Annotated in this window: 10 protein-coding genes; 2 read left to right on the top strand and 8 right to left on the bottom strand. The window is 65.3% G+C overall.

What is annotated here, in order from left to right:
* The 4 genes from AUC71_RS15675 to AUC71_RS15660 form a co-directional block, all read right to left on the bottom strand.
* Positions 1 to 260: VOC family protein (locus tag AUC71_RS15675; RefSeq protein WP_069624996.1), on the bottom strand; the 260-nt coding region annotated here is incomplete at its 3' end.
* The gene (locus AUC71_RS15670) at positions 257 to 1,183 is read right to left on the bottom strand and encodes a glycine--tRNA ligase subunit alpha (RefSeq protein WP_069624995.1); all 927 of its coding nucleotides are present in this window, start codon (positions 1,181 to 1,183) and stop codon (positions 257 to 259) included. The genes AUC71_RS15675 and AUC71_RS15670, both read right to left, overlap by 4 nt.
* 127 nt (positions 1,184 to 1,310) lie before the next feature.
* Positions 1,311 to 1,508, bottom strand: coding sequence for a hypothetical protein (locus AUC71_RS15665; RefSeq protein ID WP_069624994.1), 198 nt, complete (start codon positions 1,506 to 1,508; stop codon positions 1,311 to 1,313).
* A gap of 3 nt (positions 1,509 to 1,511) precedes the next feature.
* A complete protein-coding gene (locus AUC71_RS15660; RefSeq protein ID WP_069624993.1) occupies positions 1,512 to 2,396 on the bottom strand; it encodes a S49 family peptidase in 885 nt (294 codons plus the stop codon).
* A gap of 228 nt (positions 2,397 to 2,624) precedes the next feature.
* Between AUC71_RS15660 and AUC71_RS15655 the strand changes: the two genes are divergently transcribed.
* Positions 2,625 to 2,888 carry a hypothetical protein gene (locus AUC71_RS15655; RefSeq protein ID WP_069624992.1) on the top strand — a complete coding sequence of 88 codons (264 nt, stop codon included), beginning with the start codon at positions 2,625 to 2,627 and terminating at the stop codon, positions 2,886 to 2,888.
* A 203-nt stretch (positions 2,889 to 3,091) separates the two neighbouring features.
* Here the strand turns inward: AUC71_RS15655 and AUC71_RS15650 are convergent, their stop codons facing one another.
* Together AUC71_RS15650 and AUC71_RS15645 are read right to left on the bottom strand one after the other, a co-directional pair.
* Positions 3,092 to 3,823, bottom strand: coding sequence for a tRNA1(Val) (adenine(37)-N6)-methyltransferase (locus tag AUC71_RS15650; protein WP_069624991.1), 732 nt, complete (start codon positions 3,821 to 3,823; stop codon positions 3,092 to 3,094).
* Between the two features lie 102 nt (positions 3,824 to 3,925).
* Positions 3,926 to 4,159, bottom strand: coding sequence for a putative signal transducing protein (locus tag AUC71_RS15645; protein WP_069624990.1), 234 nt, complete (start codon positions 4,157 to 4,159; stop codon positions 3,926 to 3,928).
* A gap of 92 nt (positions 4,160 to 4,251) precedes the next feature.
* Between AUC71_RS15645 and AUC71_RS15640 the strand changes: the two genes are divergently transcribed.
* The gene (locus AUC71_RS15640; protein WP_069624989.1) at positions 4,252 to 5,259 is read left to right on the top strand and encodes a polyprenyl synthetase family protein; all 1,008 of its coding nucleotides are present in this window, start codon (positions 4,252 to 4,254) and stop codon (positions 5,257 to 5,259) included.
* 2 nt (positions 5,260 to 5,261) lie between these two features.
* Here AUC71_RS15640 and AUC71_RS15635 read toward each other — a convergent pair whose 3' ends face one another.
* Both AUC71_RS15635 and AUC71_RS15630 read right to left on the bottom strand, forming a co-directional pair.
* Positions 5,262 to 6,122 (bottom strand): 4-(cytidine 5'-diphospho)-2-C-methyl-D-erythritol kinase, encoded by an 861-nt coding sequence (locus AUC71_RS15635; RefSeq protein ID WP_280139333.1) that lies wholly within the window; start codon positions 6,120 to 6,122, stop codon positions 5,262 to 5,264.
* Positions 6,123 to 6,136: 14 nt separating this feature from the next.
* A partial coding sequence (locus tag AUC71_RS15630) for a tetratricopeptide repeat protein (protein WP_141701765.1) occupies positions 6,137 to 6,531 on the bottom strand: 395 nt, incomplete at its 5' end.

The raw sequence follows: 6,531 nt of genomic DNA, 5'->3' as shown, positions 1-6,531 counted from the left end.
CATGCGCGCGCATCGTCGACCCAGAAATAGGCGTTCCACATCTGGTTCTTGATGCGCCAATACGGAACGATCTTATGCTCTTCAGGTGCTTGGCTCAGCATGACACGGGCGCCATCCCGCCCGGCGATGGCGAAATTCGGCGGCTCGCCCCACACACCAAGCGTCTTGAAGCCGACTTTCTCGGCCCAGTAGGCGATCGCTTTCGGCAGATTGCGCGCGAACAGCACCGGGGCCTGCTGCAAGATTTTCGCTTCGCTCATGACGCACCGCCCGCTTCGGTCTTGAGCCAGGCGGCGCAGCAGGCCTTGGAGAGATCGCGCACGCGCAAGATATAGGCCTGCCGCTCGGTCACGGAGATGACGCCGCGGGCGTCGAGCAGATTGAAAATATGCGAGGCCTTGATGGCCTGGTCGTAAGCGGGCAGCACCATGAGATGGCGCTCGCCGTTCTCGCCCGCGGCGAGCAGCGCCTTGCACTCGGCCTCCGCGTCGCGGAAGTGCTCGAACAGCTTCGCGGTGTCGGCGTGCTCGAAATTGTAGCGGGAGTATTCCTGCTCGGCCTGCAAGAACACGTCGCCATAGGTGACCTTGTCCGAGCCTTCGCCGCCGTTGAAGTTGAGGTCGTAGACGTTGTCCACGCCCTGCACATACATGGCGAGGCGCTCGAGCCCGTAGGTGAGCTCGCCGGAGACGGGGTCGCAGTCGAAGCCGCCGACCTGCTGGAAGTAGGTGAACTGCGAGACCTCCATGCCGTCGCACCAGACCTCCCAGCCGAGACCCCAGGCGCCGAGCGTCGGGCTTTCCCAGTCGTCCTCGACGAAGCGGATGTCGTGGTTCTTGGGATCGATGCCGATGGCGTATAGGCTCTCCAGGTAGAGGTCCTGGATGTCGGCGGGCGACGGCTTCAGGATCACCTGGAACTGGTAATAGTGCTGGAGCCGGTTCGGGTTCTCGCCGTAGCGGCCGTCCTTGGGGCGGCGCGAGGGCTGCACATAGGCGGCGCGCCAGGGCTTGGGGCCGAGCGAGCGCAGCGTGGTCGCGGGGTGAAAGGTCCCGGCCCCGATCTCCATGTCGTAGGGCTGTAGGATGACGCAGCCCTGATCGGCCCAGAAGCGTTCCAGCTTCAGGATCAGATCCTGGAACGAGGGCGCCTTGCTATCGAGCGGTCTGGTCAGCTTCGTCATCGTCCCGTCTGTGCTGAAGGATCCTGGTTGCCATCCAGTAACCCAGGTCGTCGCATATAACCAAGCTTCGTGGTTACTGGATTCCCGCTTTCGCAGGAATGACGCATGAAGTTGTGGATGGGCCCACCTAATGAGTCCGCTTGGGCCGGTAGACACCCGTCGCGGGGTCCTGCTCGAGCGGCACCGCATGATCGAGATCGCGGCGCTCATTGGCCTCTTTCGCCGCGCGCAGATCCGCGGCGATGCGTGCCTGCTCTTTCTTGAAGTAGCGCCTGACCAGGATAAGCCCGGCGCCCGCGGCGATCAGAAGAAGAAGCTGCGGCATGGCTTACAACCCGAAACGCGACCAGAGCGAACGGGCCTCGACCGCGGAGATCACGTCCGCGGCTAGCCCGTCCGGCCAGAGGCCGAAGTCGAAGCTGCTCGCGCCGGTAAACACGCCCTGCTTGCGGCGGAACCAGGAGGTCGCCGGCGCCACGAGCTTGAAGCGCACGTCCTCGCCGAACACCTCGCGCATTTTGGAGCGGAGATCCGACAAGCCGTCGACGAGGCCGAGCTCGGCGGCCGTCTTGCCGGACCAGAACTCGCCGGTGAACAGCTCCTTGTCGGCTTTGGTGAGCTTGTCGCCGCGGCTCGCCTTGACCAGATCGATGAAGGCGGCATGCACGTCCTGCTGGATCGCCTTGATGCGCTTCACGTCGGCGGGCTTCTCGGGAAGAAACGGATCGAGCGTGTCCTTATTGGCGCCGGCAGTATAGACGCGGCGCTCGACGCCGATCTTCTCCAGCAAGCCGGGGAAGCCGAACGTGGCGGCGATCACGCCGATCGAGCCCACGATCGAACTCGTGTCGGCGTAGATCTCATCGCCCGCGCAAGCGAGCATGTAGCCGCCGGAGGCGCAGACGTCCTCGGCGAAGACATAAACCTTGAGATCCTTCTCCTCGGCCAGGGCGCGGATGCGCTTATAGATGAGCGTCGACTGGACCGCGGAGCCGCCAGGCGAGTTGATCTGGATGGCGATCGCCTTGGCGCCGCGCATGGAGAATGCCTTGTCGATGGCTAGGGCAACGGTCGACAGAGTGAGGGTCGGCTTCAGCGGCGTGCTCATGCCGATCGGGCCGGTGAAGCGCAGCACCGGCACCAGCGGACGGGACTTAGTCCACTTCTCAGGGAGATAGGACTTTATCGTCTCCAGAAAACCGCCTTCGCTCATTCCGTTCTCCCTATCGTCAGACTCAACCCAGATCGCGGGCGACCTCTCTAAATCTGTATCAATAAAGGCCAGACAGGGGCAGCGTTGAAGCCTTTAATTAAGGCAGTCTCGCGAGGAGACATCAGCCTGTCCGAATGACTTGCTATACTTCTTCTCAAGGTGGGCGCATGCGCCCGCTCCCGAGCAGCGCCTCGGATCATAGCGCTAAGTCTTGAGGAGACCTTTGAGATGAAGAAGTTTGCGATCCTAGCGGCGGCGGTGGGCGTCATCGCGTTCACGGTCGTCACGCTGATGCCGCAGCCCGCGGATGCCGGCTGGCGCAAGAAGGCTTGGCGGCACGGCTATGGACCCGGCGTAAGCGTCTATGTCGGCCCGCGCTACGGCTATTACGCGCCGCGGACCTATCGTGGATGCGGCTATTACCGCTGTGCCGGCTATCCTTACGCCTACTATCCCTATTGGCGCGGGCGTTACTATCGCGGCTGGTATTAGGCGCGCGCACCGCCTGAGAGACTGAGACTTTGGAGGGCCGTTCCCAGCGATGGGAGCGGCCTTCTTCTATGCTCGGGCGCGTCTCGCGGTGAACGCGCCATGAACGGCCGGCTCAGACGAGGTTCAGGCCACGTTCCCTTAAATCGCTCTCGAGAGACGCCAAGGTCTGCGACCAGCGGACCTTGCGGGCCCGAGAGCTCTCCTCACCGCTCGGGCAAATTGGGGCTGCCGCCTGTCCCCCCTGGGCGGCGGCCCTTTTTTCCTGGGGCGCCAAGAGAAAGCGCCTCCCCGCCCCTGAGCACGGCTTCGGCTTCCGCCGTGTAGGCTCCATCCGGTCCATGCAGGACCAGGCCTGCGAGAAGCCGCAAGCCGGCGCGGCTGCCTTTGCGCCCCTGCACGATGACGCGGACCGCAGGCTCCGCGGCCTTGGGGAAAAGCGGAAAGACGGCAAGGTCGCCAAACCGGTCCTGAAGAAAATCCAGGAGCGCGCCGAGACAATCGGCCCGGTGGATCACGGTCAAAGTGCCCTTCGGCGCGGCCATGGTGGTGAGAAATTTCACCCAGCGCCCAAGCTCGCCCGGCGGCATGACATGCGCGGCGGCGCGAGCGGCGTCCGGCGCGATACGCACCGCGCCTTCCACGTAGAAGGGCGGATTGGCCATGACCTGGCCGTAGCCTTCGCGGATCAGCCCGGCGGCGGCCAGGTCCCTGGCGGGCGCCGTGATATCTGCCTGGATTGCGGCGAACCGGTCCGACAAGCCGTTCCGCTCCGCATTCTCCGCCGCAAGCGCACATTGCCGCGCATCGATCTCGACCCGCGGTCGCGGTGGTCTTCGGACCCGCGTCAAGAGGCACAGCCCCGCGACGCCGACACCCGCACCGGCATCGAGCACGGCCTCGCCTGCTTGCGCGTCCACGGCGGCGGCGAGAAACACCGCATCGCTGCCGGCACGATGGCCGGTTTTCGGCTGGACGATGGATAGCGTCCGCCGAGAAAATCGTCGGTGGTGGTGACGCCCATTTTGGCGCGCGGGCGGCTAGGCTTTGTCTTCGGCTTCGAGGTCATGACCGACACCGGCCTCGGTAAGCAAGTTGCGCGCCTCATCGATGCAATCTTCCTCCACCAGGACACGTCTCGGCAGGATCCCGATAGAGCCCTCCATCACGCTCATATTGGTATCAAGGACGATGAAGCCGATCTCGGCCTCGCTCAAGAGCGCGCTGACAAAGGACAGAAGCACAGGGTCGTTCGAGCGCAACAGTTCTTTCATGGTCCAACCCAGTCCTCGGCACCTTGACCTTCACGGGGGACAGAAGACAATAGCTCGGCTATAAGCCTTGCGGCACTTTAGGAGACTGACCCTTGGGCGTTGTCGTCAAACTTTCCGGCCCGCGCGATCCGAGTGCGAGCCTCGCGCCGCTGGTCGCGCTTGTCGAGGAGGATATGGCGCATGTCAACCGCATCATCCTCGACCGGGCCCGCTCCAATGTCGATCTGATCCCCGAGCTCGCACGGCATCTGATCAACTCCGGGGGCAAGCGCCTGCGCCCGATGCTGACCATCGCCGCCGCCAAGCTCTGCGGCTATGAGGGCGACGGCCATGTGCGGCTCGCCTCCTCCGTGGAATTCATGCACACCGCCACCCTGCTGCACGACGACGTAGTGGACGAGAGCAGCCTGCGCCGGGGCAAGATCGCGGCGCGGCTCCTATGGGGCAACGAGGCGAGCGTGCTCGTCGGCGACTATCTGCTCGGCCAAGCCTTCAAGATGATGGTCGATGTCGGCTCGCTCGGCGCCTTGCGCATCCTGTCGGACGCGGCGCGATCATCGCCGAGGGCGAGGTGCAGCTCACCGCCAAACACCGAGACCACCGAGGACGATTATCTCGCGGTGATCGACGCCAAGACCGCGGCTCTGTTCGCGGCGGCGGCGGAAGTGGGCGCGGTGATCGCCGAACGGCCGAAGTCCGAGGCGGCGGCCTTGCGCTCCTATGGCCGCAATCTCGGCCTCGCCTTCCAGCTCGTGGACGACGCCCTCGATTATTCCGGCGAGCAGTCGACCCTCGGCAAGAGCGTCGGCGACGATTTCCGCGACGGCAAGATTACCCTGCCCGTGGTGCTGAGCTACCGGCGCGGCAACAAGGAAGAGCGCGCGTTCTGGGAGCGCACGCTGAAAGAAGGCCAAGTCGGCGGCGACGATCTTGCCAAGGCGATCGAGCTGATCGCCCAGCACACGGCCCTCGCCGACACCATGGAGCGTGCGCGCCATTACGGCGCGATCGCCCGCGATGCGCTTGCCATCTTCCCGGACGGGCCCATCAAGTCGGCGCTGCAAGACGCCATCGAGTTCTCGGTCGACCGGCCGTTCTGAGTTTATTGGGCCTTCGGGTCGCCGAGCATGCTCGCGGTGATCCACCAGTCGGGCTGGTCTTGGGCGAGGACCGTGGCGGCGCGGAGCGCGGCGCGCGGCGTGGCGAAGACGGCGAAGCAGGTGGCGCCGCTGCCAGACAGGCGCACCAGCCGCGCGCCATCCAGCCGCCGCAGCGCCGCGAGCGCCTTGCCGACCTCCGGCGCGAGACGGGCCGCGACAGGTTCGAGGTCGTTCCGGCGTTGGCCCGCATAGTCCATGAGCTTGTCGAATTCGCCGGCGAAATCCGAGAGGCGGGGCATCGCCGGGAGCCCCCTCGAGCGGCGCGGCGTCAAGCGCGCCATAGCGTCCGCGGTTGAAAGTTCCACGCCTGGATTTGCGAGCACCACGCCGCAAGTGGGAAAGCCCCGCACGGAGGTCACGATCTCGCCACGGCCGGTGATGAGCGCCGGCGCACTGCTCAGGCACACGGCCACGTCGGAGCCGAGCCGCGGCGCGAGCGCAACAGCCGCAGCCTCCGTCAGTTTCCCTTCGTTGGCGCGGGCGATGAGCCGTAAAGCCGCAGCGGCATCCGCCGATCCGCCGCCGATGCCAGCCGCGACGGGAAGGGTCTTGACCAGGCGGAAGCGTCCGAGCGTGAGGCTTGGGAGTTGCGCCCTGGCGACTTCGGCCGCGTCCATGACGAGATTGCCGCCGTCGAGCGCCGCGGCGAACGGCCCCTCGATGCGAAGATCGAGCCCGTCTTGGGGCGTGAGCTCGACGGTGTCGCCGACGCCGGCGAAGGCGACAAGACTGCGCAATTCGTGAAAGCCGTCAGCCCGCCGGCCCAAGACCTCTAGCGTGAGGTTGAGCTTGGCCCAGGCGATGTCGCGAAGCGCATCTATCGCGGGGTCTTCTGGTCCGTTTGGCCGGTGCCGGCCGCGGCCTTGGTCGCGGCGGACTCTTCCAGCCCCGAAGCGATCTTCTCGTGCAGAGTCTTTTCCTGATCGGGCTCGGGCTCCAGCGACAGGGCCTGCTCCCACTGATATTTCGCTTCGAGGGTGCGGCCCACGCGCCAATAGGCGTCGCCCAGATGATCGTTGATGATCGGATCGTCCGGCCGGAGCTCGACCGCGCGCTCCAGATGCTCGACCGCCGCCGGCATATTGCCGAGCCGGTAATAGGCCCAGCCAAGGCTGTCGACGTAGTAGCCGTCATCGGGCTTCAGCTGCACGGCCTGGCGGATGTATTCCATGGCCTGTTTCAGGTTCATGCCCTGATCGACCCAGGAATAGC

It is taken from the genome of Methyloceanibacter marginalis (assembly GCF_001723295.1).
GTDB lineage: Bacteria > Pseudomonadota > Alphaproteobacteria > Rhizobiales > Methyloligellaceae > Methyloceanibacter > Methyloceanibacter marginalis.
This window is presented reverse-complemented; position numbering and strand designations above follow the sequence as displayed.